The organism is Lysobacter terrae (genome assembly GCF_054782215.1).
In genome coordinates this window covers 276073-301249 of record NZ_BAAGSX010000001.1, presented here as the reverse complement: position 1 = coordinate 301249, position 25177 = coordinate 276073, and the positions used below count along the sequence as shown (strand labels likewise).

Genomic DNA, 25177 nt, shown 5'->3' with positions numbered 1-25177 from the left:
GCGGCCGCCCGATGGCGGTCGCCGCAGACACGATCAGGTGTGTCATGACCAACCTATCCACAGCACCCACGACCGCTGACCTGGAAGTCGCGCCCACACGGACACGACGTCGAAAAGTCATCGCCGCGGCGGTTACCGCGATCGCGCTTGTAGGCGGCGGATGGTTTGCCGCGCACTGGTGGAACGTCGGCCGCTTCGTCGAAGAAACCGACGATGCCTATGTCGGTGGCGACGTCACCGTCATTGCGCCGCGCGTCCCTGGCTACATCGTCGAGATGGCCGTGCACGACAACCAGCGCGTGCGCCGGGGCGAGCTGCTCTTCCGCATCGACGACCGCGATTTCCGCACGTCGCTGGCGAAGGCCGAGGGCGCGGTCGCGGCACAGGAGGCCCTGATCGACAACCTCGACGCCACCGCGCGCCTGCAGCAGGCCCTGGTGCGGCAGGCGTACGCCGGCATCGGCGCGGCACAAGCGGAAACCGCCCGCTCGCGCGCCGACGAGGTCCGCTACACCGCCCTGTCCGCGCAAAGTCTGGTCTCGCTGGAAAGCGCGCAACGCGTCCAGACCACCTATCTCACCGCCGTCGCCAATTCCGAACATGCGCAAGCCGGTTTGGATGCAGCGCATCGCCAGCTCGACGTGATCGCCTCGCAGCGCCGCCAGGCAGAAGCCGCCCTGGTCCAGGCCCGCGCCGAGCGCGATGCGGCGAAGCTGCTGGTGGGATACACCGAAGTGCGCGCTCCCGTCGACGGCGTCGTCGGCAATCGACGTGCGCGACTGGGTGCCTATGCGGCGGCGGGCACGCAACTGCTCGCCATCGTTCCGTCGCGCGGCTTGTGGGTCGACGCCAACTTCAAGGAAGACCAGCTCGCGCACATGCGCGAAGGCGCGCCGGTGGAAATCCGCGCCGACATTCTTAGCGGCAAGGTCTTCCATGGCCGCCTCGCCAGCCTCGCGCCGGCCACGGGCGCGCAGTTCAGCGTGCTGCCGACCGAAAACGCGACCGGCAACTTCACCAAGATTGTCCAGCGCGTGCCGGTACGGATCGTGCTGGAACCCAGGGACGCCGCGCTGGGATTGTTGCGCCCCGGATTGTCTGTGGTCGCCGAGGTGGATACGCGCGCCGCCCATGAGGACGCAGGGCCGTGAACGCGCAGGCGATCGGCGTAGGCAGAACCGCGCCGCCTTCCACGGGCGCCGCCACGGCGTTACCCATTGGCGCGCGCAAGATCCTGGCCTTCGCGGTGATGTGCGTAGGCATGTTCATTGCCCTGCTCGACATCCAGATCGTGTCGGCATCGCTGCGCGACATCGGCGGCGGCCTGTCCGCGGGCGCGGATGAAACCGCCTGGGTGCAGACGAGTTACCTGATCGCGGAGATCGTCGTGATCCCGCTATCGGGCTGGTTGTCGCGCGTATTCTCCACGCGCTGGCTGTTCACCGCCTCCGCGATCGGATTCACCCTGGCGAGCGTGCTGTGCGGCCTCGCCTGGGATATCCGCAGCATGATCGCCTTCCGCGCCCTGCAGGGTTTTCTGGGCGGTTCGATGATCCCGGCCTTGTTCACGGCCGCTTTCATCTTCTTCGACGGCAAGCAACGCATCGCGGCGGCGGCGACCGTCGGTGCGCTCTCCTCGCTCGCGCCCACGCTGGGCCCGACCCTGGGCGGGTGGATCACCGATCATGCGTCCTGGCATTGGCTGTTCTTCGTCAATCTGGTCCCCGGCACGTTGGTGGCGGTGCTCGTTCCGCGGCTGGTCCACATCGACAAGCCGGATCTCACGCTGCTGCGCGGCGCCGACTACATCGGCATGCTGCTGCTCGCGGTATTCCTGGGCTGCCTGCAGTACACGTTGGAAGAAGGCCCGCGCTGGGACTGGTTCGGCGACGACGCCATTCTCGCCACCGCATGGATCGCCGCCGGTACGGGTATAGCGTTCATCGCGCGCACCCTCAGCTACCGCCAGCCGGTGGTCGATCTGCGCGCATTGGCCGATCGCAACTTCGCCTTGGGCAGCCTGTTCTCGTTCGTGACCGGCATCGGCCTGTTCGCGACGATCTTCCTGACGCCCCTTTTTCTCAGCCGCGTCCGCGGCTACAGCGCACTGCAGATCGGCATCGCGGTCTTTTCCACCGGTGTCTTCCAGGTGATGGGTGTTGGCGTGTATGTCTGGTTGGCGAAGCGCTTCGACCTGCGCTGGATCTTGATGAGCGGACTGGCGCTGTTCGCGCTGTCCATGTGGGAGTTCACCCCCATCACCCACGACTGGGGGGCGCGGGAACTCCTGTTTCCACAGGCTTTGCGCGGCTTCGCGCAACAGCTGGCGGTTGCGCCGACGGTGACGCTCACGCTCGGCAGCCTGCCGCCGGCGCGGCTGAAACTCGCCTCGGGCTTGTTCAACCTGATGCGCAACCTGGGCGGTGCGATCGGCATCGCCGCCTGCGCGACCATTCTCAACGATCGCACCAATTTGCATTACCTGCGCCTGTCGGAACATCTCACCGCGAGCAACGAAGCCTTGAATGCATGGCTGGGCACGGCGGCCGAACGGCTTGGGACGAGTGCGCCGGATGCGCTGCTTCGGCCGCTGTGGCAGGCCGCTTTCCGCGAGGCGCAGACGCAGGCGTATTCGGATGCGTTCCTCGCGATCATGGTCGCCTTCGTCGTGGCGACGCTGTTGGTGCCGCTCATGCGCAAGGTGGCGCCGCCGCAGCAGCCGTCGGCGGATGCGCATTAGCAAGAGCAGCTCGCTGCGCTCGCTCCCCCTCACACCCCAAGGGTACTTCCTTCGGGCGTCCGCCCTGCGGGCACCTTCTCCCCGCCAGCGGGGAGAAGGAAAGCCCTCGCGATGCGCTAGGCCTTGGGCGTGAGACGGGCGAAACTCGCGCGCAGGCGCGGAATGGCGAAATCGACGAAGGCGCGCACCTTCGGCACAGCCAGGCGGCCGTACGGCGAAACGAGATTGACGGGGATGGGCGGCGGCTCCGCTTCCGGCAGGATGATCCGCAGTGCGTCCTGCTCGATTTCCGGCGCGACGTGGTACGACAGCAGCCGGGTCACGCCGTGCCCATCGACCGCCGAAGCCGCCGCCGCGCGCACGTTGTTGACGATCAGGCGCGGCGTGAACGAGACCGAGCGCGGTACCGACGATCCGTCCGCCGGCGGAAAACTCCACGAATCCAGCCCCATGTGCGTCATCGTGATGATCTGGTGCCTGGACAGATCGGCCAGCGCCTCGATGCGCGGATGCGCGGCGAGATAGCGTGGCGATGCCACCACCACGCGCCGCACTTCGGCGATCGGCTGCGCGACCAGCGTCGAGTCGGACAGATGGGTTACGCGCAGCGCCAGATCCATGCCTTCGTCGATCAGGTTGACCGCCCGCTCCAGTAGGTGCAGGCGCACGTTGACGGTCGGGTATTCCTCGATGAAGGCGTCGACGATCGGACGCAGCAGCTCCACGCCGACGAACACGGTGGAGGTGATCGTCAGCGTGCCGCGCGGCACCGAGCGCTCGCCCGCGGCCTGGCGGTCCGCCTCTTCGAGATCGGCAAGCACCTTCCTGCAGGCCATCGCGTAACGCTCGCCGGCTTCGCTGAGCTTGATCGAGCGCGTCGTGCGGTGCAGCAGCGGCACGCCGACATGCGCTTCCAGATACGCGACGGCGCGGCTGACCGCCGCGGCCGAACGGCCGGTCTTGCGGCTGGCTCCGGCGAGGCTTCCCTCGTCGAGCGCCGCAATGAAGATCTTCATCGCCTCGAGGCGATCCATGGGGCTGCCGATGCTCCGCGCTAGGAGCCTGCTGGTCCGGACTGCGATTTGAGCACTACGGAACGATGGCGTCGAGGTGGCGTCGCATCACCCCGGGGTCGCGGGCGCGTCGGACTTCACGTACTCGAACGACACGATGTCGCGCGGCTCGTGCCGGTGGACGATGACACCGATGGTCTTGGGATCGGCGCCGAGCGTCCGCGATGTCGCCTGCACCAGGTCGGAGAGGAGCGTGCGTTGCTGTTCGGGCGACAGATCGGTCGCAAGATGGCATTGGATGAGGGGCATGGCGGGGCCTGCTAGGAGCTGGATACGGGAGCGCCGAATTCCGGCAGATGCTGGTTGTTCTCGACGAAGTGGATGCCGGGCGCTTCGCGCATCACCAGCACGATGTTTTCGCGCGGCTCGCCGGTGGCGCGGCTGAGCACGTCGAGGACGGCGGCCGCGAACTGGCGCTTCTGCTCGTCCGTGCGGCCGACGCGCATGTCGATGGTGAGGATGGTCATGAGCCTGCTCGCTGAGTCGCACGCATCGTGCACGGTCCGCATAGCGTGGACCCGATCGGACGCCGCCAGAAACCGTGCCAGCCGGCAGACAGTCTTCCGCTCATTGCAACGATCGGCAGGCGGCGCTCACACCGCTTCGGCCGCCTGCACGCGGTCCTTACCCATGCCCTTGGCGTCGTATAGCGCGCTGTCCGCCGCACTCAACATCGGCACGAGCGAGTCGCCCGGGCTGGGAACCGCGCTGGCGACGCCGATGCTCACGGTCACGCGGCCCGCGCCAACGCCGCGATTGGGGATGGCCAGCTCGCGTACGCCGGCGCAGATCTGTGCGCCGATATCCATGGCACCACTGAGCGGTGTGGAAGGCAATACGACGGCGAATTCCTCGCCGCCGTAGCGGGCGGCGACGTCCGCGGGGCGTTTCGCGCATTTGCGGATCACCGCGGCGACCTGCCTGAGCACTTCGTCGCCGGCCATGTGTCCGTAGGTGTCGTTGTAGATCTTGAAATCGTCGACATCGACCATGAGCAAAGAGAAGTCGGCCTGTTCGCGCACGGCACGGCGCCACTCGGTGTCGAGGTAGGCGTCCAGATAGCGGCGGTTGTTGAGAGCGGTCAGGCCATCCACGTCGTTGAGCCGGCGCAGCGTCTCGTTCATCGCCATGAGCTGCTTCTGGTTTTCGCTCAAGGCGCGATAAGCGGCATCGCGTTCCAGCAGGTTGAGGTAGGCGGAGGAATGGTGGCGAAGGCGGGCGATGAGCTCGATCGACTCCGGCAACTTCACCAGGTAGTCGGCGGCACCGGTGGCGAAGGCCTGGCTCTTCACCGCCGCGTCCTCCTTGCTCGACAGCACGATCACCGGCACCTGGCGCAGCACGGGGTGGCGGCGATACAGATGCACCAGGGTCATGCCGTCGACGTCGGGCATCAGCAGGTCCTGCATGATCACGGTCGGCCGCAGCGATTCGGCCATCGTGAGGGCGTCCTTGGCGACGGCGCAGTAGTGCAGGTCGATGTCCTGCTCCCCGGCCAGCGCGCGTCGCACCGCCTCGCCGATGATGGGCTGGTCGTCGACCAGCAGCACGACGATGCGGCGTTCGCCGGCGAGTTCGGGAGAAAAGCTGAAATTCGACGGTGCAGTCGTCATTGCACGGCGCTCCTTGTGTCGAGAATGGCCCGTAGCCGCGGACCGATGCGATCCAGCGGAAGTATGTCGACGGCGGCGTTCAGTTCGGCCGCCGCCTTGGGCATGCCGTAGACGGCGCTGGTGGCCTTGTCCTGGGCGATGGTGTGATGGCCGCGCTCGCGCAGCGCGCGTAAACCCAGCGCGCCGTCGCGCCCCATGCCGGTGAGCAGCACGCCGACGATCGGTCCCTCCCAGGCGTCGTTGGCGCTGTTGAAGAACACGTCCACCGAAGGGCGATACGACAGATCCGCCGGCTCCTGCGTGTATTGCAAGGTACTGTCGGCGCGCATGATCAGGTGTTCGTTGGTACCCGCCAACAGGATCGTACCCGGCTGCGGACGCTCGCCCGCGCGCGCCACGTGCACGGGCATGTGTGCGTAACGACCGAGCCAGTCGGCCATGCTCGCCGCGAACTTCTCGTCGATGTGCTGCACGATCACCATGGCCGCGGGCAAGCTGGCGGGCACGTCGGCCAGCATGCGTGCCAGCGCCGCCGGTCCTCCCGCCGAAGCGCCGACCGCGATCAGCGGCATCGTGCTGCGTCGGCGCGGCGCCGGCCTGGCGATCGTGCGCACCGCATTCGCGCCGACGAGCCGTTCAATCAGGTCGATTTTCGCCAGCAGCGCTTCGACGCCCGGATCGTCGTCGACGCCGAGCGCGGGCAGATCCACGGCGTCCAGCGCACCGTGCCCCATCGCCTCGAACACCAGCGGTGCGTTGCCGCCGACGCTGACGGTTACGACCAGGATCGGACAGGGATGTTTCGCCATGATCCGACGCGTCGCTTCGACGCCGTCCATGCGCGGCATCAGCAGGTCCATCAGGATCAGGTCGGGCGGATCCTTGGCGCAGCGCTCCACCGCTTCCACGCCGTCGGCCGCCGTCCACGCGACGCTGTGCCGCGGCCGCTGCGCCAGGGCGCGGCGCAGCGCTTCCACGGCGAGTGCCAGATCGTTGACGATCGCGATTTTCATAGGGCGATTCTCATCGGCCGCCTCTCATGCGCGCGCCTCGCCGATCATGTCGATGACCGTCTGCAGCAGCGTCTCTTCGTGGAAGCCGCTCTTGGTCAGGTAGAAATCCGCGCCCGCATCGAGGCCGCGGCGGCGGTCCTCCTCGCGGTCCTTGTAGGACACGATCATCACCGGCAGCGACTGCAGCCGCGGATCCTTCTTGATCAGCGACACCAGCTCGATGCCGTCCATGCGCGGCATGTCGATGTCGGTGACCACCAGGTCGAACTGGCCTGAGCGCACCGCGTTCCAGCCATCCATGCCGTCCACCGCCACCTCCACCGCATAGCCGCCGCCTTCGATCAGCTTGCGTTCGAGTTCGCGCACGGTGAGGGAGTCGTCCACCACCAGCACGCGCTTGCGCGCCACTGCCGCATGGCCGTCGTCGCAGCGTACCTGCGCAAGATGACCGCTCGAAGCCAGCCGTTCGATCGAACGCAGCAGATCGTCGACATCCACGATCAGCAGCGGCGTGCCGTCGTCCAGCAGCGCGCCGGCGCTGATGTCCTTGACCTTGCCCAGGCGGGGATCCAGCGGCTGCACCACCAGCTCGCTCACGCCGCGGAAGGCATCGACGGCCAGCGCGTATTCGCGGTGGCGATCGCCCAGCACCACGACGTGCACGTGGTCGTGTGCGCTCGCGGCATCGCGCCCCTCCAGCACCTGCTGCGCCGAAACGAGTCCGACCTGGCGATCGTCGAGCAGGAAGTGCTGACGGCCCTCCAACCATTGCAGCTGCGCACGCCCCACCGTCGCGGTACGGACGATGTGCGCCAGCGGGAACGCATACGGCTCGCCGCCGACATCGACCACCAGCGCCTGCAGTACCGACGTGGTCAGCGGCAGGTGCAACTGGAAGACGGCGCCCTCGCCCGGCCGCGACGCCAGACGCAGGCTGCCGCGCAGCTGCTTGACCATGTTCTGCACGGCATCCAGGCCGACGCCGCGCCCGGAAATCTCCGTGACCTCGTCCTTCATGGTGAAGCCGGGCAGGAACAGGAACTCCAGCAGCTCGGCCTCGGTGAAGCGTTGCGCGGTCGCCGCGTCGGCCAGATTGCGGGCGACCACGACCGTGCGGAGCCGTTCCAGATCGACGCCGCGTCCGTCGTCCTTGACGTTGATCTCCAGCCGACCGGCCACGTGATGCGCCTGCAGCAGCACCGTGCCTTCGGCGGGTTTGCCCTGCGCCGCCCTTTGCGCGGGCGGTTCGATGCCGTGATCCACCGCATTGCGGAGCAGGTGTCCCAGCGGGCCTTCCAGTTTCGCCAGCACATCGCGATCGACCGGCGTCGCTGCACCTTCGATTTCCAGGCGGACTTCCTTGCCAAGTTCGCGTCCCAGGTCGCGGACCATCCGCTTGCAGCCGCGCGTGCCGTCCGCGAAGGGCCGCATGTGGCTGGACAGGGCTTCGTCGTAGAGTCGCCGGGTGACGCTGCTGAGGCGCCGCTCGAACGCATCCAGATGCGCGGTGCGGTCGCTCATTACGCGCTGGTTCTCGGCCAATGCGGTGCGCAGTTGCGCCAGCAGACTCTCCGCATGCGCGTCGGATGACAACGCGGGAAGTTCGGCGAGCCGATCCAGCGTGCGCGATGCGTTGCGATTCACCTGTTTGAGCCGCGCCAGCGAGCGCACGAAGGGATCCAGCCAGCGCGATTCGACCAGCGCTTCGCTGGTCAGGCCGAGCAGCCGATTCAGGTTGCTGGCCGCGATGCGGAGCACGCGTTCTTCGCCGGCGGATGCGTGCGACGGGTCTTCATTGGCGGGAGCCGGGGTGGCAGCCGGCGCCTGTGGCGCATGTCCGGAAGCGAGCGCGGTCGCGAGCGCCGTCTGGAAAGTGACGACTTCGGGGGCTTCGGCCGAGGTCCAGGCGGCTTCGCCCGAAGCTGCGTTCGCGATCCGCGAGAGCAGGTCCACTCCCGCCAGCAACACGTCGATGGTCGCGCGGCCCAGCACGATACGGCCGTGTTGCGCGTCGACCAGACAGTCCTCCATCGCGTGGGCGATCGCGACCGCCGCCGACAGGCCGACGATGCGTGCGGCACCCTTGAGCGAGTGCGCCGCGCGCATGCACGACTCCAGCTCTGCTGCCGACACCGGATCGCGCTCTAGTACCAGCAGGCCGTCGGTCAGGGTCGCGCGCTGCCCCTCCACTTCCATGCGGAAGAGTTCGTGCAGGGACAGGTCGCGCAGGTTTTCCGTGCTCATCCCAGGCGCCTGTCGACTGCGCGCGCCACTAGCTCCCCATCGAGCAGGCCCACGCTGCGGCCTTCGACGTCGAGCAGACCGGTCGCGAAGCGCGACGATGCATGCGCGACCGTGGCCGGAAGCTGGCGTAGGGCCGCAGGATCGAAGCGATGGATGCCGTGGACTTCGTCCGCCTCGAATGCCCAACGATGCTCGTGTTCCGCCAGCACGACCAGGCGCCGGCCGAGCACGCGGTGCGCCGCGCGCGATCCGATCTCCAATTGCAGCAACGATTCCAGCGCCACGCACACGGTCAGGCGACCGCCGATATTGGCCAGGCCGCGCAGGAATCCGTCGCGGCGGTGCGGCAGGCTGTGGATCGTCCGCGGCGGCACGACTTCGTCGGCGAATGAAGCGGGCAAGGCCAGCCATTCCTCGCCCAGGCGAAAGACGAAGATCGATGCGCTGGACGCCGATCGTTCGTTCTGGCGCGCGGCGGCGTTTTGCGTCGCGACGCGCACGTCGGCGGCTTCCAGCGTGCGCGCGAGCAGGCGCGCCACCGCGGAGTCGGCGGCCCCTTGGCTTGCCTTTTTCTGGACACGACGACTCATGGCGCCTCACGCGAATGGTGTCGACGGGCACGTTGCCGCAGCAGGCGCCCGCCCGCCGCGTCGCCGCGGTGTTCCAGCAATACGGCCAGATGCACGAGTGCCTCCGCATGATCGGGTTGCAGGTATAGCGCCTTGCGGAAGTGCACTTCGGCGAACTGCGGCCTTCCCGCTGCGCTATCGATGAGGCCGAGCAGGTAGTGCGTCTGCGCCGACGGACCGCACTGCCGGGCGTGCGCTTCGCACAGACGTGCGGCTTCGTCGAACTGGCCGGCGTCGGCCAGCGCTTGCGCGGCGGTGAGCGAGGGTGCAACTGCGGGTGTCGCGGTGACAGGGCGCGAAGGCGCCACGCGCGGCGTTGGTCGCGCAGGCTTCACCGCAACGGGCGCGTGGACAGGTCGTTGGGACACCTGCGCTTTCGTCGGCGGCGGCATCGAGACCGATGCGGCGGCGGGCTTGCCCTTCTGGAAGGCGAACGCCATCGGAATCTGTGCCGACGAAAATCCCAGGCTCAGCATGAGGCCGGTTTCCGACGGACCGACGAACAATAGGCCCTCCGGACGCAGCAACCGGGACAGCACGCCGACCGCCCGCGTCTGCGTCGCCTGGTCGAAATAGATCAGCAGGTTGCGGCAAAAGATCGCGTCGTAGAGCGATTCGCCGGGAAGGAAGCCCGGCTCCAGCATGTTGCCGCTACGGAAACTTGCCCGCGCGCGCACCTCGGCCGACAGCTCCCAACCATCCGCGGTCGCACGGAAATGGCGCTCGCGGTAATGCAGGTCCTGGCCGCGGAAGGAGTTCGCGCCGTAGATCCCGCGCCGCGCCTTTGCGAGCGCGCGTTCGCTGATGTCGACGGCGTCGACGCTCAGGCGTTCGATCGGATAACCGGCGTCGCGCAGCGCCATGATCATCGTGTAAGGCTCCTCGCCCGTGGAGCACGGCAGGCTGAGCAGACGCAAGGTCGCGTCCGCACGCGCCGCGAGCCAGGCCAGGTCGAAGGTCCGCGCAAGTGCGGCGAAGGCCTCGCGGTCGCGAAAGAACCAGGTCTCCGGCACCACCACGGCTTCGATCAGCTCCTGCTGTTCGACGGTGCGGCTGCGCAGGAGCTGCCAGTAAGCGGCGAGGTCGTTGCAGCCGCAGGCCTGCATGCGTTCGCGCACCGCGCGTTGCACGACCAGCGGACCGATGGTGGTGACGTCCAATCCCATCGTGTCCTTGAGCCAACGTTCGAAGCCGTCGACCTGCATCAGGCCTCCAGCGCTGTGCGATAGAGCAGATCGCGCAGCGACGCCGGCAACAGCGCCTCCACGTCGACCCGTTGCAATAGCCCGTCGCCGTCGCGCGCCACGGGCCCCAGGTATTCGGCTTCGTCGTGCGCGACGCCGCTGTCGGTGAAATCAGCCGGCTCGCGCCGGACCGTCTCCAGCACTTGTTCGGCGATCAAGCCCAGCGCGCGCTCGCGGCCGGCGACGGGATAGCGAACGACCATGGTGCGCGTGCTCATGCAGCGTTGCGCGGGGCGATCGAGCGCCAGCCGGCACAGGTCGATCAGCGGAATGGTTTCTCCACGGAACTCGAACACGCCCGCCACGGCGGCGGGCGTCTGCGGAATGGCCTTGGGTTCCACCAACGGCAGGACCGCGATCACCTGCCCCGCTTCGATCGCGTAGCGGTCGCGGTCCAGCCGAAACACCAGGAAAAGCATCCCGCCCTCCCGTCCGGGCCGTGCCCGGAGCCTGTGGTCACGCCAGCAACTTGAACCGCGATACGCCGTCGCGCAGACCGGCACTGACCTGATGCAGCTCGTCGATGGCCTGATTGGATTGCTTGAGCGCATCCACCGTCTGCTGCGCCGCCTCGCTGAGCTGGCTCAACGCCAGGTTGATCTGTTCGGCGCCGCCGGCCTGCGCCTGCACGCCTTCGTTGACTGCTTCGAAGCGCGGCACCATCGCCTGCACGTGCTCGATCACCTGCGAGAGCTGGCTTCCGACTTCCTGCACGTCATGCGTACCGCGGCGCATTTCTTCGGAGAACTTGTCCATGCCCATGACGCCGGCGGACACGGCCGACTGGATCTCGCGCACGGTCTGTTCGATATCCAGCGTCGCCACCGCAGTCTGATCGGCGAGGCGGCGGATCTCGGTCGCCACCACCGCGAAGCCGCGGCCGTATTCGCCGGCCTTTTCCGCCTCGATCGCGGCGTTGAGCGAGAGCAGGTTGGTCTGGTCCGCGACCTTGGTGATAGTGGTGACGACCTGGCTGATGTTGTCGGCCTTCTCCGCCAACACGGTGAGCTTGGCGCTGATCGCGGCGGTGGCGTCGATCATGCGGCCCATGGTCGCTTCCATCCGCACCAGCCCGGTCTGGCCGCTGCCGGCGAGCGCCGCGCTCTGCTCCGCGCCGGAGGCGACCGAGCCCATCGTGCGCGCCAGTTCCTTGGACGTCGCCGCGATCTCGCGCGCCGTCGCGCCGATCTCGGTGGTCGTGGCGGCGATCTGCGCGGCCGTCGCCTGCTGCTCGCGCAGGGTCGCGGTGATCTCGTTGATCGAGGAATTCACCTGGATGCCGGAGGTCTGCACCTGGCCCACCAGCGTGGACAGGTCCGAGCTCATCCGGTCGTAGCCTTCGGCCAGCACGCCGAATTCATCGCTGCGTGCGAATGCAAGGCGATGGCTGAAGTCGCCCTTCGCCAGCGTCTCCACCGCGCGACCGAGCCGCTGCAGGGGCTGGCTGATCGCGCGCAGCAGATAGAAGCCCGCCAGGCCCGCCAGTATCAGCGCGCCGACGAAGGTCACGCCGATCCCGGTATTGGCCGCCACCACGGCGGTGTTGATGCGCTCGCCGGCACTCGCGGCCTGGGTCCGGTTGTAGTCGAGCACCTGGTCGATCGACTGCGCCGCGCGTTCGAACGTGGTCTCCAGCTGGCTCGCGACCGCCGCCTGCCGTAGGTCCGCATCCGGACGCAGCAGCGCCTGGAACGCGGCGCTGTCGCGCTTGGCAGCTGCGAACAGCTGGCGGTCGGCCTCGGCGTAGATGGTGAGTTCGTAGCGCGCCAGGGCTGCATCGAATGCCTCGCGTCGCGCGCGAACCCGTTCAGCGGCATGCGGCCGTGCGGCTTCGTCGGCGGCGATCAGGCCATGCACCGCGGCGTAGTTGGCGTGCCAGGCGGACTGCATCTGGCTGGCGGCATACAGTCCCGGAATCGAATCCTTCCGCAGACGGTCCTCTTCGGCCTTGATGTGCCCCAGCCGCTGCAATGCCAGCGCGCCCATCACCAGCATCACGCCGAGAATCACGGCGAAGCTGAGCAGGATGCGCTGACGGATGGTGATATTCCTCATGATCCAGCTCCCTTCGGGAAGGTCGGCCAAGACGGCAATCACTGCTGATCAGGTCACTGCGGAACGCACTGCACACCGCGTCAGGGCGGTGGATGCGGACGCTGGAATAGTGGGGCCGCGCGCGATGGCGGCTGCGGGTTCCCTGCCTTCCGAGTCATGTCTCCTCCCCGGTCTCCATGCACACCATAGGAACTGCTCCTGTCCCCGGGCCCAAGGCCAGAGGCGTGCTGGCGCTGAATCTACACCGGTTTCACGCGCTGTTGCATGTGCAGGGCTCGCGTGGGGGGCGTGGCACGAACAAGAAAAAAGCCCGCATCGCTGCGGGCCTTTTCCGTTGAGCAGCGGTCCTCGCTGCGGTTGCGCGGCGTCAGTCCTCCGCCGCCTGGTACGCCGCCTGGTAACGGCCGGCCGCCACCGCGTAGGCGGCACGCGTCACCGTCTTGCTCGGATCGAAGTACGCATGCAGCGTCGGCTGCAGGTCGAACGGCCCCTGCGTCACGGCGAAGCGCGCATTGATCAGTCCCTGGTCCAGCGCCAGCTGCACATAGCCGCGCAGGCTTGCCGGAATCGAAGCGGCGTCGTCGATCGGGATGCGCTTGCCGTCGTAGAAGGCGGTGAGGCTGCCGTTGAACGCACGCGCCTGGTCTTGCAGGGCCAGCGACTGCACCAGCGAGTAGGCCAGGCTGACGCGGGTGACGTAGTCGTTCGGACGGAACTGCCCGTTGAGCAGGCCCATCACGCCGTCGTGCGCGTTGCTGAGGTCGCGCAGCGGCGCGCCCTTGGCGACCGCGGCTTCCGCATAGGCGTACACCGGCGACGTGGTCGATACGTCGGTGAAACTGCGCTGGCCGTTGAAGGGCAGATGTTGGCGAACGCTCGCGCCCATCAGCAGGTACTGCGCCATTTCGCCGCGACGCAGGAGCTGGTCGGGACGGAAGCTGCCGTCGGTGTAACCGTCCATCAGGCGGTTGGCGACGGCGAATTCGATCGCCTGCCGCGCCGCATGGTTGGATACGTCGTTGAGGCCGCTGTAGCCGCCGCTCTTGAGGAAGCTGACTTCACCGGTGATGGTGCCCGGCAACGCATAGCCGTTGGTGATCTTCAGCGGGTCCAGCCCCGTGCCCGAGACCGAGCCTACGCCGCGCACCGTGACCGTCCACGTGCCGGCCTTGCCGGGAGCGCCGGTGGTGACGGTGTCGCCGAGCACCGGCAGCGCGATCGCCGATCCGTACTTGTTGCCGTCCGGATCGGTGAGCACGATCGCGACCGGGTTCGCATCGACCGTCGCACGCGCCGCCACCCAGGCGATGTCGGAGCCGACGGTGAAGCTCTGCGACTCGACCGTGCCTACCGGCGCGAAGTCGATCGAGAACGGCACGTTGGGCACGCCGCCGACCAGGATCGCGTTGCTGTTGAACGTGCGCAGCGTATTGACGGTGCCGCCGAAGTCGTTGCGCAGGCCCGTCGCCGCGGCGAGCGCTTCGTACGCGTTGACGTGGCCGCTACCCGCTTCCCAGGCCAGGCGGCCGGTCATGTTCGAGGCGGTGCGGATCAGGATGTCCTTGACCTGCGCCGGGGTGAGGTTCGGATTCGCCTCCAGCAGCAGCGCGATGATGCCGGCCACGTGCGGCGTCGCCATCGAGGTGCCGCTCATGTGCGTGTAGAACGGCAGGTACTGCGGGTCGAGGGTTTCGGCGTCGTGCTGCGCTTCCAGCGGCGGCAGAGCGCCGGCGAGGTCGCGGGTCGAAACGATGTCGACGCCCGGCGCCACGATCGTCGGCTCGTTGTAGTAGGTCCAGCTCTTGCCGTCGGCGGTGGTGAACTTGCCGCTCTCACCGCGCTTGCCGCGCGAGGAGAAGCCGGTGAGCACGCCGTCCTTCTCGCCGGCGCCGACCGAGATCACCCAGGGCGCCTGCGCGTACGGGTTGTGGGTGTCTTCGCCCGGGCCGTCGTTGCCGGCGGCGAAGACGCTGACGATGCCGCGCTTGTACAGCTCGTAGCTGGCGATGTTCACCGGGTTTTCGGGGTCGAACTTGCCCGACGAACCCCACGAATTCGAGACCACGCGGATCGGCGTGCTGTAGTCGAACTGATGCGTCGCCGCATAGTCCAGGCCGCCCACCGCGTCGAGCACGAGCAGCACCGCGCCCGAGCCGTAGCCGACCAGATCGGCGCCCGGTGCCGCGCCACGGTACAGGCCGTTGCTGCGCGAACCGTTGCCCCCAACGATCCCGGCGCAATGGGTGCCGTGGCCGGAACCCAGATCGGTATTGGGCACGTTGTTGACGCGGGTGATAGGCAGGATGCCCGGGGCGACGTCGGCGGCGACTTCCGCCAGCACGTTCTGCGGTGCCAGCACGTTGTCGACCACGTGCGTGCCGAGCTTGACGTCGTCGTGGGTGGCGTCGATGCCCGAGTCGTTCACCATCACGGTGACGCCGCGGCCGCTGAAGGGAACGGCGCGGCCGTAGTCGCCCGGATTCGCCTGCGCACGCGCGGTGCTGGTGATCTCGCGCGCTTCCTGGTTGAAGTAGCGCAGCGGTGCGTTCCAATAGATGGACGCGACGTCGCTGCGCTGGGCCAGCGCGCGGATTTCCGCCGGCGTGGCGATCAGGCCCGCGATCGGCAGCGTGTGCATGGTCACACCCTTGCTGATGCCCAGCGATTGCAACGCGGCGATCTGGCCGGGGGTGACGGGAGCGGACTGCTTGTAGCTGACCACGACTTGTAGTTCGTCGGTAGAGCGGGCGCCGTCCATGCGCGCAAGCAGTTGCGGATCGAGATGCGCGTCGGCAAGGGCTACGCCACTGGCCAGCAGGCCGATGGCGAGGGCGCTGAGCTTGACGCTGCGCTGCATGGAAGCTTGGAACGGCATGGCGGACGATCTCCCGGTGGCGGCTCACGGAATGGAGCGCTGACCGGGAGTGTTCGGCCCCGGGCTTGTCGGTCCCATCCGGGAGAGCCTTCACGGCCCCCAGGGGAAAGCCCCCAACCGTCACACTTTCGCGACCGCACCCACACGGCCGCTTCACCGCCCTGAACCCGCCGCCAATCTGGGTGGAAATCCCTACTGACGCGGGCGATCGAGTCCACGTACGCTCGCGGGTGCGTGGCCTGGCATCGGGATGGCTGGGACGGGATGGCCGACAAGCCACGCGAAGGCACGCTGCCAGAGGCCCCGCGGCGTGCGATCCGGATCGGACCCCGGGTCACGGGGGATCGCTTCCGGAGCTGTCTCGATGAATTCGCTTTCGATCCAGGTCTCGCACCGCTACTCGCGGATGCTGGGTGCTTGTGCGGTCGTGCTCGGCCTGCTGTTGGCCAGCCCGGCGACCCGCGCGCAGGCCCTTCCCGTCAATGTGACCGTCTCCGGCAACCATGCCGAAGCCGTCATCGGCGTATCCACCAGCCCGATCGCCGAAGTGATCCTGGACTTCCAGGACGCGAGCAACCTCAGCGCCGCCAGCCTCGGGATCAGCGCGCAACAGGTGAGCCTGACCGATCCGGCCCTGCTCTCGCGCCTGCCCGATTTGAATCTCACCGCCCTGCAGAGCGCGCTGCCGCTGCTGGTGACGGTCGAGCCGCCCGCGACCGGCGGCCTCAGCTTCCGCAACACCGGACGCCTGGAGATCCACACCCACGCCCTGCCCTATGTGGTCGGCAGCTCGCTGCGCATCCTCAAGGCGCCGCTGGGCGGTCCCTTCCGCGACGTCACCGACGAAATCGCCCGCGGCAGCGTTCGAGCGCGCACGACCTACGGCGGTTTCTCGCAGTTCCTGATCGTGACCGACCTGCGCACCACCGCTGCGGTGATCGACGAGAAGATCGGCTGGCTGCGCGACAAGGTCGACGCACTGCCTTCAGCGGAACAACCGGCTCTCGAGGCGTACCTGGATCAGGCCGAAAGCGCGATCGACGACGCCGACTACTCGGCGGCGATCACCGCGATCGACGCCTTCCGCACCCGCGTGCAGGCACGCGCCGGGCAGTACATTCCCAACGAGTGGCGCGCCACGCGGGACGTCGACAACCAGGCCGGCAACCTGGTCGCGGGCGCCAATACCCTGCGCTTCAGCGTCGCCTACCTGAGCGACTTCGGACAGTAGTCCCCGCAACAACAAAAGCTGCCCCTCATCTGCCCTTCGGGCATCTTCTCCCCGCTAGCGGGGAGAAGAGATCCCCCGCTTGGCCCGGGTAGCTCTGCCCGGGCGCGCGGCGTGCGCGCGACGAAGCCCGCGTTAAGATGCGCGCCATGCAGGCACGCCTGATTGCGTATCCACCCGATGCCGCGGCCGTGAGCCGATGGCTGCAGCCCGAACAGCGGCTGCATATCGGCCGTGAGTTGCCCAGTGAAGGCGCCGAGTGCGGCCTGCTGATCCCGCATCCGTCCATATCCCGCGCGCACGCCGAGATCTACCACCGCGACGGCCGCTGGTGGCTGCGCGACCTGGGCAGCAAGAACGGCAGCTTCGTCGACGGCATCGCCGTCACCGACCATCCCCTGCCCGCCCAATGCTGGCTGCGCCTGGGCGACAGCTACTGCGACTTCGAACAGATGGACACGCGTCAGGCCGAGGCGCTGCGCAGCCGCCAGGCCGACCGGCGCGCGCTTTCCCAAGCCATGGCGCTGCGGATGTCGCAGCAGGCTGATGCCGACTCGCTGCCGGCGCACGTGCTGCGCGGCGTGATCGAGCTGTCGGGTTGCACGCGCGGCTTCATGCTCCTGGCCGATCCGCGCAGCGGCGAGTTGCGGGTCTCGGCGAGCCTGCGGCTGGACGGTGATCACGTGGACGAGCGCGCCTTCTCCGGCAGCGTCGGCGCAGTCCAGCGGGTGATCGCCAGCGGCCAGCCGCTGGTGGTCAACGACATCGGCAGCGAACGCTGGCTGTCCTCGCGCGCCTCGGTGATCGCGGGCGGGCTCACCACGCTGATCGGCCTGCCGCTGCTGGACGGCAGCAAAGTCTTCGGCGCGGTCTATGCCGACCGCCGCGGCCCCGGCGAGCCGATTACCGAATTCGATCTGGAGCTGCTGTCGGCCTTTGCCGAAAGCGCTTCCTTGTATCTGCTCACGCGCCAGGCGATGCGTTCGCTCGACGGCGCGCCGCGCTGGCAGACCCTCGTGGACAGCCAGGCCTCGGCCTCCGCTATAGATACGGCGACATGACCGATCCCACCGCCACCGGCCTCTACGCCCAGCATCAGCACGCGCCCGGCAGCGTTTTGGCCGGGCGCTTCCGTATCGAAGCGATGCTCGGCATCGGCGGGATGGGCGTGGTGTACCGCGCCACCGATCTGGCCTTGAACGTACCGGTCGCGCTGAAGCTGCTGCGGCCGGAACTGGCCGCGCGTCCGGACGCGTTCGAACGCTTCCGCCAGGAACTGCTAATGGCGCGGCAGGTCTCGAGCCCGCGCGTCGTCCGCATCCACGACATCGCCCAGCACGATGGCCAGTGGCTGATCAGCATGGATTACATCGACGGCGAAGGCCTCGATCGCAAGCTCGACCGCGACGGCGCGCTGACGCCGGACACCGCCGCCGGCATCGCCCGGCAACTGGCGGAAGGCCTTGCCGCCGCGCACGCGCGCGGCGTGATCCATCGCGACCTCAAGCCGGCCAACGTGCTGATCGATCGCGACGGCAACGCCTACATCAGCGACTTCGGCGTGGCCCGCTCGCTGGCCGGCACCGGGCTGACGCAGTCGGGTGCCGTCGTCGGCACGCCCGATTACCTCTCGCCGGAACAGGCGCGTGGCGACGCCATCGACGGGCGCAGCGATCTGTATTCGCTGGGCCTGATCCTGTACGAAATGCTCACCGGGGCGATGCCGTTCCAAGGCGGCACGCTCGGCGAGATCCTCGCCCAACGCATGCTGCGTTCGCCGCCGCCGGTGACGCAGGCCAAACCGCAGACGCCGGCGTGGCTCGCACGTCTGACCGATCGGCTGCTGCGCGTGCAGCCTGCGCATCGCCTGCCGACGGCGGAAGCGGTGATGCGCGCGATCGATACGCGCGAGGTGCCGCGCGACTTCCGCCTTACCCGCAAGCACGCACTTGTCGCCGCTGTGCTGGTCGCACTGCTGGGCGCGGGCGGGTACGGATTCTGGCGCTACACGCATCCGGCGACACCGGCCGGCATCGCCACCGTCGCTCCCTTGCATCGCGTGCTGGTGATGCCGCTGTCGCCACGCGGCGACGCGCTGGACGAGGCACGCGCGACGGCGCTGGGCGCATTGCTGCGCAATGCCTTGCAGGCGAGTCCCGGTCTGGCCGTGGTCGACGACGAACGCACCCTGCAGGCCTTGCGCCAGCTCGATCCTTCCGGCGCCGTCACCGTCGATGCCGTCGCCCTGCAACGCATCGTCGGCGCGGATCGCGTCCTGAAAGTCGAGCTGCAGCCCTCGGGCAAGGCGTGGCGGGCCAGCGCTCGTCTGCGTGCACCAGGTGCAGACACTCCGGCGACGATCGCCGACGCTGCCGATCCCGCCGTGGCTTTGGCGCACCTCATCGCTTCGCCGTCGTTCGCGCAAACGCTTGGCGTGCGCGCAGGAACGCTGGCCTTCGCGGCGCCGTGCGCGGAGCCGTGTGGCAGCCGCAGCCTGCAGGCGTTCGGCACGGCCCTGCTCGCCAGACAACGCAGCGCACCGGCGACCGCGCTGAACGAAGTGCGCAAGACGACGGCGCAGGCGCCCGATTTCGCCCCGGCATGGCTGCTGCAAGCGGAAATGGCGCAAGCGGTCGGTGAAGCGGATGTGGCCTACGAGGCGGTCGAAGCCGGACAGCGCAGCGCGGGGAAAGCACCGTGGACTTCGTTGCAGCGGCGCTTCGATGCCGAGCGCGCATTGCTCGACGGCGATCCGCCCACCGCGGCGGCGCAATGGCGCGCGCAGCTCGCGCAGACCCCCGACGACACCTACGCCGAACTCAGCCTGGCCCGCGCGCTGGGCGCGGGCGGCGACTTCAAGAGCGCGACCGCCGTTCTGCAGAAGCTGGTGACACGCGATCCCAACGATCCGCGCGCGTGGTTCGAACTGGGCAAGTTCTCGATCCTCGCCGGCGATGCGCAGCGTGCGGTCGACGAACACCTGGTGCGCGCGCTCGTGCTCTACAAGCGCAGCGGCAACCGCTATGGCGAGGCGGAAACCGCGAACGCGCTCGGCATCGGCTATGCGCGCCTGGGCCAGACCGCGGATGCGGAGAAGCAATACCGCGAAGCGGTGCAACTGCGGCGTGCCGTAGGCAACCGGCGTGGACTGGCGACCAGTCTGCGCAATCTCGGCAACATCCTCAGCCAACAGGGCAAATTCGACGAAGCCGCGCAGGTGCTGCGCCAGTCGGGCGAACTGCACGCGGCGCTCGGCGACCGCGGTGGCCTGGCCGCCGTGGAGAACGAATTGGGCATCCTCGCCGAAGAACGCGGCGACTACCCCACCGCGCTCGCGCATTTCCGCCGCGCGCTGCAGAGCTGGCAACAACTGGGCGAAACCGGGGGCACGGCGCAGGCGCTCAACGACATCGGTTTCGCGCATTACCAGCTGGGCGCCTACGACGATGCCCAGGCCTATCTGGTGCAGTCGGCCAACGCCTACCGCGAGCTGGGCGATCAGACCGGCATCATCCGCACTCAGCAGAACCTGGGGCTGCTCGCGATCGCACGCGGGCAATGGAACGAAGCGCGGCGGCAGCTCGAAGCCTCGCTCGGCGCCGCAGAAAAACAGCAGATGCTGGAGGAAGCTGCGGTCAGCCGGCGCAACCTCGCCGAACTGGAGCTGCAGCAGGGCCATCTCGATAGCGCGATCGCCCAGGCGACGCAGGCCGAGAAGTTGTTCCGCGAACGCGAGGACGGGCGCGGCCTCGCCGACGCCGGACTGCTGCGCGTGCAGGCGCTGCTAGCCGCGCACGCCGATGCCGACGCGCGCAAGGCGCTGGAGGGTTTGCACGACGCCATCGCACAGGCTTCCGCCGAACAACAAGGCATCGCGGTATTGCTGCAGGCCGAGCTGGCCAATCGCAACGGCCAGGCGGCCGAAGCGGCGCGCCACGTCGCCCAGGCACGGCAACTGGCGCGTGCTTCGGGCGTGAAGCAATTGCAGCTGCAAGTCGCGCTGCAGGAGCCGGGCTTGTTGCCGGCGGACCTCGACCGCGGTACGACCGCGCTGGGCAACGTGCCGCTGCGGCTTCGCTATCTGCTGGCGGCGATGCGCGCCGCCGCGGCGCGGAACGACGCGCGCGCACTGCAGTCCGCCTATCGCGAAGCCGCCCCGTTGCTGCGCCGCGGCGACTACCTCGACGCCTGGCGCCTGCACGAACTCGCCCGCGCGCAGTGCGTCGACAGCGGCGGGCAAGCCTCCGACACCTGCGGACGTGCCGCCGACACGGCGCTGGGGCGGCTGCGTTCGCGGATTCCGCAACCGCTGCGCGCCGGCTTCGACAAGGCCGCGCCGCAGGCCGCGGGCCAGCACTTATGAACGACGACCTCGACACGCTGCGCCAGCAGTACCGCGAACTGCTCGAGCGCCTGGAGCGCAACGAACGCGAATTCCGCCGCCTCGGCCGCGCCGTCTGGCGCGTGCAGGAGGACGAGCGCCGCCGGCTCGCGCGCGAACTGCACGACGGCGTCGGCCAGAACCTGACGGCGATCAAGCACCGCCTCGCCACGGTCGTGCGCACGCTTCCGGAAAACGACGAGGCAGCGCGCGCCGCACTGGAAGCCACCATCGCGCTGTGCGGCGACACCCTGGAAGATACGCGGCAGCTCTCCCGCCTGCTGCGTCCGCCGGTCCTCGACGACCTCGGCCTGGAAGCGGCGCTGCGCTGGCTGGCGCGTAGCCAGGGCGAAGCCACGGGCCTGGACATCGGCGTCGATATCGAACCGCTGCCACCCCTGGACACCGACCTGCAGACCTTGCTGTTCCGGGTCGCCCAGGAAGCGCTCAACAACATCGCCAAGCACGCCCAGGCGCGCAGCGTGCTGATCCGCGTGGTGCCGCGCGCCGGCTTCGTGCAGTTGCAGGTGGCGGACGACGGCCGCGGTTTCGATCCCGAGGCCGGCCTGCGCAGCGGCGGCAGCGGACTGGGCGGCATGCGCGAGCGCCTGCGGCTGTACGACGGCAGGCTGGAGATGCATTCGGCTCCCGGCGAAGGGACCCGCCTGCGGGCGGTCGTGCCGCTGCGTACGGGCTGACCTTCCGGCTTGACGCCACCGGCCCGCGACGCGCACGTTAGCGCGCATGGGGAACTTTGCCGTACGTGTCCTGATCGCCGACGACCACACGCTGGTCCGCGAGTCGCTGGTCAATCTCCTGCAGAGCTCCGCCGACATCCAGGTGGTGGCGCAGGCGTCGGACGGTCTGGAGACCGTCGAGAAGGCGCTGGCCACGCGGCCGGACATCGTCATTACCGACATCTCGATGCCCCACCTCAACGGAATCGAAGTGGTACGCCGCCTGCGCGAAGCGCTGCCGGAAGCGCGCGTGCTGGTGCTGACCATGCACAGCGAGGACGAGTACGTGCTGCAGCTGGTGCGCGCCGGCGCCTCGGGGTACCTGGTGAAGGACAGCGCGGCGTCGGAGCTGCTGGCTGCGATCCAGTGCCTGCGCGACGGTCGCGGTTACTTCGGCCCGCAGGCCGCGCGCATCCTGGCCGAGCAGTTGCAGCATCCCGAACGCCAGGTCGACGATCCCTATGGCCGGCTCACACCGCGCGAGCGCGAGGTCTTCCACCTCATCGCCGAAGGCATGACCACCAAGGAAATCGCGCGCGCGCTCGACATCAGCGCCAAGACCGCCGAGAACCACCGCGCCCGCGTGCTCGACAAGGTCGGCGTGCGCAATACCGCCGAGCTGGTCCGCTACGCGCTGCGCAAGGGTCTGCTGGACTGACGCCGGCTGAGGGTATTCCCGGATAGCCGCCGCCCCACGGCATACGCATGCTGCCTGCACCGCCCGGATGCAAGGCCCTGCATCTGGACGGGTGTGACCCAGGCCGTCCCATCCCATCCCACGGCCTGCTGAAGCCCGCTACAGGAGTGGCGGGCTTCATCTTTTGTGCGCGTTGTATGCTCGTCTCCCCGACACGGTGGAGCGAGCGCATGAAGGCAGGAGTTTGGGTACAGCTGTCACGAGTGCAGCGGTCATGGATGCAGCTGTTCACGATCGCCGCCGTCGTGCTGCTGGGCGCCTGCTCCCATGGCCAGGTGCGCCGGGTCTCCGAGCCCTCCGCGCTGATCCAGCAACTGACCGTGCGCACCGACGGACGCTGGGATGTGGAGCTGCGCATCGAGAACTTCAGCAGCATCCCGATGCGTTTCGATTCGGTCGACCTCGCGCTCACCATCGGCGACAGCGAGGCCGGCCATGTCACCGCGCAACCCGCCGTCTCGATCGGTCCCGAATCGGCCGACGTGGTCAGCACGGTGTTCACCCCGCAGGCCGCAGCCAAGCTGGCCGTCGCCGACGCCCTCGCTGGCGGACGCAGCATCGGCTACACGCTCGCCGGCACGATTACGGCAACGCCGGACGAAAAGCGCCAGCGCAGCTTCCAGGTCAAGCGCGGCAGCCAGCTCAATCCGGCACCGGGATTGCCGGGCGTCCTGCGCTGAGCGGCCCGCGCGCTCCTGCTGTCAGCGCGTTCTCCTACTGCTTGAAGTCCCGGCTCTAAACCGCGGCAGCAGACTTCGGCGCAACGCCGGCGAGTCCGCCGGCTCCCATCGCAACCTTCGGCGGCCGACATGAGTACCTACAAAGCTCCTCTCAGCGACATGCGCTTCGTGCTGTACGACATGCTCGGCGCCGAACAGGAATACGCCCGCCTCGGCCACACCGACGCGACCCGCGACGTGCTCGACGCCGTGCTCGACGAAGCCGCGCGCTTCACCGAAACCGTGCTCGCGCCCTTGAACGAAACCGGCGACCGCATCGGTTGCAAGTTCGACCCGGCGACCGGCGCGGTCACCACGCCGCCGGGCTTCAAGCAGGCGTATGCGCAGTTCGTCGAAGGCGGCTGGACCGGCCTGGTGTCGCCGGTGGAATTCGGCGGGCAGGGCCTGCCCTACAGCGCGGGCGTACCGCTGAAGGAAATGATCGACGCGTCGAACCTGGCCTGGGGCAACTTCCCCCTGCTCTCGCACGGCGCCACCGATGCATTGCTGCATCACGGCGAGGACTGGCAGCGCGAAGTCTTCCTCAAGCCGCTCGTCGACGGCCGCTGGACCGGCACGATGTGCCTGACCGAACCGCACTGCGGCACCGACCTGGGCCTGCTCAAGACCAAGGCCGCACCGAACGAAGACGGCACCTACGCGATCACCGGCACCAAGATCTTCATCACCGCCGGCGAGCACGACATGACCGAGAACATCATCCATCTCGTTCTCGCCAAGCTGCCCGACGCACCGGCGGGCAGCAAGGGCATCTCGCTCTTCATCGTGCCCAAGTACAAGGTCGCGCGCGACGGCAGCATCGGCGACGCCAATGCCGTGCGCTGCGGCAGCATCGAGCACAAGATGGGCATCCACGGTTCGGCCACGTGCGTGCTCAACTTCGACGGCGCGCAGGGCTATCTGATCGGCCAGCCCAACAAGGGGCTGATGGCGATGTTCACCATGATGAACACTGCGCGCCTCGGCGTCGGCGTGCAGGGCCTGGGGTTGTCCGACCGCGCATGGCAGAACGCATTGCGTTATTCGCGCGAACGCCTGCAGAGCCGTTCGCTATCGGGCCCGAAGTTCCCCGAGAAGCCGGCCGATCCGATCATCGTCCAACCCGACGTGCGGCGCATGCTGCTTACCTGCAAGGCGCTGGTCGAAGGCGGCCGCGCGCTCGGCTATTACGCCGGCTTGCAGGTCGATGTGTCCGAACGCGCGCCGACGCCGGAAGAACGCGAGCAGGCCGATGCGCTCGTCGGCTTCCTCACCCCGATCGTAAAGGCCTGCCTCACCGAATGGGGCGTGGAATGCACCTATCACGCGCTGCAGTGCTTCGGCGGCCACGGCTACATCGCCGAACACGGCATGGAGCAGCTCGCCCGCGATGCTCGCATCACCACGCTGTATGAAGGCACGACCGGCATCCAGGCGCTGGATCTGCTCGGCCGCAAGATCATGCAGTTGCAGGGTGCGGGGCTGAAGATCTTTCTCGGCGAGATCACGCGCTTCTGCGATGGCTGCACCAGCGGTGCGGTGCCGGGCAGCGAAGCGGCCGCCGAGTTCGTGGGTCCGCTGCGCGAGAAGGTCGCGCAGTGGCAACAGCTCACGCTGCAGATCGGCCAGCGCGCGATGAAGAACCCAGAAGAAGTGGGCGCGGCGTCGTATGACTATTTGATGTACTCGGGCTACGTCGCCCTCGCCTACTTCTGGGCGCGCAGCGTCGCGGCGGCGCAGGTCTCGGCGCATCCTGCAGCGTTCAAGCAGGCGAAGCTGGAAACCGCGCGCTTCTACTTCGCCCGCCTGCTGCCGCGCACGCTGACCCATGCGGCGGCGATCGCGAGCGATGCGAGCACGGTGACGGCGCTCGATGAGGCCGCATTCGACGCGTAGGCCCCTAGCCTCACGATGAATACGCCCCACGCG

The 25177-nt window shown here is 68.3% G+C and carries 20 protein-coding genes; 9 read left to right on the top strand and 11 right to left on the bottom strand.

Annotated features, from left to right (window positions below; genetic code table 11):
• Positions 1-44 precede the first annotated feature (44 nt).
• Both ACYVJ8_RS01505 and ACYVJ8_RS01500 read left to right on the top strand, forming a co-directional pair.
• Positions 45-1151, top strand: a complete 1107-nt coding sequence (locus tag ACYVJ8_RS01505) for an HlyD family secretion protein (protein ID WP_460709103.1) — start codon at positions 45-47, stop codon at positions 1149-1151.
• On the top strand, positions 1148-2740 hold the full coding sequence (locus tag ACYVJ8_RS01500) for a DHA2 family efflux MFS transporter permease subunit (protein WP_460709101.1): 1593 nt from the start codon (positions 1148-1150) through the stop codon (positions 2738-2740). The genes ACYVJ8_RS01505 and ACYVJ8_RS01500 overlap by 4 nt, the downstream gene beginning before the upstream one ends.
• 116 nt (positions 2741-2856) lie before the next feature.
• On the opposite strand, the gene ACYVJ8_RS01495 is transcribed toward ACYVJ8_RS01500, so the two are convergent.
• The 11 genes from ACYVJ8_RS01495 to ACYVJ8_RS01445 form a co-directional block, all read right to left on the bottom strand.
• The gene (locus tag ACYVJ8_RS01495; protein WP_460709099.1) at positions 2857-3774 is read right to left on the bottom strand and encodes a LysR substrate-binding domain-containing protein; all 918 of its coding nucleotides are present in this window, start codon (positions 3772-3774) and stop codon (positions 2857-2859) included.
• A gap of 87 nt (positions 3775-3861) precedes the next feature.
• Positions 3862-4062 (bottom strand): tautomerase family protein, encoded by a 201-nt coding sequence (locus ACYVJ8_RS01490; protein ID WP_460709097.1) that lies wholly within the window; start codon positions 4060-4062, stop codon positions 3862-3864.
• 11 nt (positions 4063-4073) lie between these two features.
• Complete coding sequence (locus ACYVJ8_RS01485) at positions 4074-4280, bottom strand: tautomerase family protein (protein ID WP_460709095.1); 207 nt, start codon at positions 4278-4280, stop codon at positions 4074-4076.
• Positions 4281-4406: 126 nt separating this feature from the next.
• Entirely contained in the window at positions 4407-5426 is a 1020-nt protein-coding gene (locus ACYVJ8_RS01480) for a GGDEF domain-containing response regulator (RefSeq protein WP_460709093.1), read from the bottom strand.
• A complete protein-coding gene (gene cheB / locus ACYVJ8_RS01475; protein ID WP_460709091.1) occupies positions 5423-6439 on the bottom strand; it encodes a chemotaxis-specific protein-glutamate methyltransferase CheB in 1017 nt (338 codons plus the stop codon). The genes ACYVJ8_RS01480 and cheB overlap by 4 nt, the downstream gene beginning before the upstream one ends.
• Before the next feature lie 24 nt (positions 6440-6463).
• Positions 6464-8683, bottom strand: coding sequence for a response regulator (locus ACYVJ8_RS01470; RefSeq protein WP_460709089.1), 2220 nt, complete (start codon positions 8681-8683; stop codon positions 6464-6466).
• Complete coding sequence (locus ACYVJ8_RS01465; RefSeq protein WP_460709087.1) at positions 8680-9273, bottom strand: chemotaxis protein CheW; 594 nt, start codon at positions 9271-9273, stop codon at positions 8680-8682. Before ACYVJ8_RS01465 ends, ACYVJ8_RS01470 begins: the two co-directional genes overlap by 4 nt.
• Positions 9270-10517 carry a CheR family methyltransferase gene (locus ACYVJ8_RS01460; protein WP_460709085.1) on the bottom strand — a complete coding sequence of 416 codons (1248 nt, stop codon included), beginning with the start codon at positions 10515-10517 and terminating at the stop codon, positions 9270-9272. Before ACYVJ8_RS01460 ends, ACYVJ8_RS01465 begins: the two co-directional genes overlap by 4 nt.
• Entirely contained in the window at positions 10517-10975 is a 459-nt protein-coding gene (locus ACYVJ8_RS01455) for a chemotaxis protein CheW (protein WP_460709083.1), read from the bottom strand. The genes ACYVJ8_RS01460 and ACYVJ8_RS01455 overlap by 1 nt, the downstream gene beginning before the upstream one ends.
• Positions 10976-11012: 37 nt before the next feature.
• Positions 11013-12611 carry a methyl-accepting chemotaxis protein gene (locus tag ACYVJ8_RS01450; RefSeq protein ID WP_460709081.1) on the bottom strand — a complete coding sequence of 533 codons (1599 nt, stop codon included), beginning with the start codon at positions 12609-12611 and terminating at the stop codon, positions 11013-11015.
• Positions 12612-12978: 367 nt separating this feature from the next.
• A complete protein-coding gene (locus tag ACYVJ8_RS01445) occupies positions 12979-15486 on the bottom strand; it encodes a S8 family serine peptidase (protein WP_460709080.1) in 2508 nt (835 codons plus the stop codon).
• 364 nt (positions 15487-15850) lie between these two features.
• On the opposite strand from ACYVJ8_RS01445, the gene ACYVJ8_RS01440 reads away from it, so the two are divergent.
• From ACYVJ8_RS01440 to ACYVJ8_RS01410, 7 genes are all read left to right on the top strand, one after another.
• Positions 15851-16717: a DUF6689 family protein gene (locus ACYVJ8_RS01440; RefSeq protein WP_460709078.1), complete on the top strand. Its 867-nt coding sequence runs from the start codon at positions 15851-15853 to the stop codon at positions 16715-16717.
• A 146-nt stretch (positions 16718-16863) separates the two neighbouring features.
• Positions 16864-17775, top strand: coding sequence for an FHA domain-containing protein (locus tag ACYVJ8_RS01435; protein ID WP_460709076.1), 912 nt, complete (start codon positions 16864-16866; stop codon positions 17773-17775).
• Positions 17772-21077, top strand: coding sequence for a protein kinase domain-containing protein (locus ACYVJ8_RS01430; protein ID WP_460709074.1), 3306 nt, complete (start codon positions 17772-17774; stop codon positions 21075-21077). The genes ACYVJ8_RS01435 and ACYVJ8_RS01430 overlap by 4 nt, the downstream gene beginning before the upstream one ends.
• Complete coding sequence (locus ACYVJ8_RS01425; protein ID WP_460709072.1) at positions 21074-21793, top strand: sensor histidine kinase; 720 nt, start codon at positions 21074-21076, stop codon at positions 21791-21793. Before ACYVJ8_RS01430 ends, ACYVJ8_RS01425 begins: the two co-directional genes overlap by 4 nt.
• A gap of 46 nt (positions 21794-21839) precedes the next feature.
• Positions 21840-22490, top strand: coding sequence for a response regulator (locus ACYVJ8_RS01420; protein ID WP_460709071.1), 651 nt, complete (start codon positions 21840-21842; stop codon positions 22488-22490).
• Between the two features lie 242 nt (positions 22491-22732).
• A complete protein-coding gene (locus ACYVJ8_RS01415; RefSeq protein ID WP_460710987.1) occupies positions 22733-23209 on the top strand; it encodes an LEA type 2 family protein in 477 nt (158 codons plus the stop codon).
• Positions 23210-23338: 129 nt separating this feature from the next.
• Positions 23339-25144, top strand: coding sequence for an acyl-CoA dehydrogenase C-terminal domain-containing protein (locus ACYVJ8_RS01410; protein WP_460709069.1), 1806 nt, complete (start codon positions 23339-23341; stop codon positions 25142-25144).
• Positions 25145-25177: the final 33 nt, after the last annotated feature.

What these genes read in the sequence shown, in the direction of transcription:
- ACYVJ8_RS01505 (WP_460709103.1), top strand. Translation starts at nt 45, where the DNA reads ATGACCAACCTATCCACAGCACCCACGACCGCTGACCTGGAAGTCGCG.
- ACYVJ8_RS01495 (WP_460709099.1), bottom strand. Translation starts at nt 3,774, where the DNA reads ATGGATCGCCTCGAGGCGATGAAGATCTTCATTGCGGCGCTCGACGAG.
- ACYVJ8_RS01490 (WP_460709097.1), bottom strand. Translation starts at nt 4,062, where the DNA reads ATGCCCCTCATCCAATGCCATCTTGCGACCGATCTGTCGCCCGAACAG.
- ACYVJ8_RS01485 (WP_460709095.1), bottom strand. Translation starts at nt 4,280, where the DNA reads ATGACCATCCTCACCATCGACATGCGCGTCGGCCGCACGGACGAGCAG.
- ACYVJ8_RS01480 (WP_460709093.1), bottom strand. Translation starts at nt 5,426, where the DNA reads ATGACGACTGCACCGTCGAATTTCAGCTTTTCTCCCGAACTCGCCGGC.
- cheB (WP_460709091.1), bottom strand. Translation starts at nt 6,439, where the DNA reads ATGAAAATCGCGATCGTCAACGATCTGGCACTCGCCGTGGAAGCGCTG.
- ACYVJ8_RS01470 (WP_460709089.1), bottom strand. Translation starts at nt 8,683, where the DNA reads ATGAGCACGGAAAACCTGCGCGACCTGTCCCTGCACGAACTCTTCCGC.
- ACYVJ8_RS01465 (WP_460709087.1), bottom strand. Translation starts at nt 9,273, where the DNA reads ATGAGTCGTCGTGTCCAGAAAAAGGCAAGCCAAGGGGCCGCCGACTCC.
- ACYVJ8_RS01460 (WP_460709085.1), bottom strand. Translation starts at nt 10,517, where the DNA reads ATGCAGGTCGACGGCTTCGAACGTTGGCTCAAGGACACGATGGGATTG.
- ACYVJ8_RS01455 (WP_460709083.1), bottom strand. Translation starts at nt 10,975, where the DNA reads ATGCTTTTCCTGGTGTTTCGGCTGGACCGCGACCGCTACGCGATCGAA.
- ACYVJ8_RS01450 (WP_460709081.1), bottom strand. Translation starts at nt 12,611, where the DNA reads ATGAGGAATATCACCATCCGTCAGCGCATCCTGCTCAGCTTCGCCGTG.
- ACYVJ8_RS01445 (WP_460709080.1), bottom strand. Translation starts at nt 15,486, where the DNA reads ATGCCGTTCCAAGCTTCCATGCAGCGCAGCGTCAAGCTCAGCGCCCTC.
- ACYVJ8_RS01440 (WP_460709078.1), top strand. Translation starts at nt 15,851, where the DNA reads ATGAATTCGCTTTCGATCCAGGTCTCGCACCGCTACTCGCGGATGCTG.
- ACYVJ8_RS01435 (WP_460709076.1), top strand. Translation starts at nt 16,864, where the DNA reads ATGCAGGCACGCCTGATTGCGTATCCACCCGATGCCGCGGCCGTGAGC.
- ACYVJ8_RS01430 (WP_460709074.1), top strand. Translation starts at nt 17,772, where the DNA reads ATGACCGATCCCACCGCCACCGGCCTCTACGCCCAGCATCAGCACGCG.
- ACYVJ8_RS01425 (WP_460709072.1), top strand. Translation starts at nt 21,074, where the DNA reads ATGAACGACGACCTCGACACGCTGCGCCAGCAGTACCGCGAACTGCTC.
- ACYVJ8_RS01420 (WP_460709071.1), top strand. Translation starts at nt 21,840, where the DNA reads ATGGGGAACTTTGCCGTACGTGTCCTGATCGCCGACGACCACACGCTG.
- ACYVJ8_RS01410 (WP_460709069.1), top strand. Translation starts at nt 23,339, where the DNA reads ATGAGTACCTACAAAGCTCCTCTCAGCGACATGCGCTTCGTGCTGTAC.